Origin of the sequence: Achromobacter sp. GbtcB20 (genome assembly GCF_019091095.1) — a bacterium.
Lineage (GTDB): Bacteria > Pseudomonadota > Gammaproteobacteria > Burkholderiales > Burkholderiaceae_B > Achromobacter > Achromobacter mucicolens.
This window is the reverse complement of sequence record NZ_JAGXJZ010000260.1, coordinates 1-415: the sequence shown is the minus strand read 5'-3', so window position 1 is coordinate 415 and position 415 is coordinate 1. Positions and strand designations below refer to the sequence as shown.

General features: G+C 65.8%; 1 protein-coding gene and 1 pseudogene. Both read right to left on the bottom strand.

What is annotated here, in order from left to right; genetic code table 11:
* Positions 1-147: N-formylglutamate amidohydrolase (locus KVT32_RS32345; RefSeq protein ID WP_254637068.1), on the bottom strand; the 147-nt coding region annotated here is incomplete at its 3' end.
* Between the two features lie 22 nt (positions 148-169).
* A pseudogene (locus KVT32_RS28885) lies at positions 170-415 on the bottom strand (histidine ammonia-lyase); the annotation flags it as partial.

Genomic DNA, 415 nt, shown 5'->3' with positions numbered 1-415 from the left:
GGACAGCTCGGCCAGGTGCCAGTCGGTGTCCGCTTTCGCGAGGGCGCAGGGCGCCATCGTGGCCGCGACTTCGTCGGGAATATCCGTGCCCACGTGGGGCATCGACAGCAGCATCGGCGCATCGCCTGCCTTGAACCGGAAATCCATTACCTCTCCTGTAGGGGTTGAATTACGGATGGAGTACAGCAAAGAGCTCCTTGCACGAGGCCGACAGCGCGCCTTCGACCACCATGCGCCGCGCGGCCTCGATGTCGGGCGCGAAGAAGCGGTCCTCGTCGTAGGACGGCACCTGCCGGCGCAGCTGGGCGTGCACATGTTCCAGGTAGCCCGAGCTGGCCAGCGGGCGATGGAACTCGATGCCCTGCCCCGCGGCCAGCAGCTCGATCCCGATGATCACAGCCGTATTGTGCGCCAT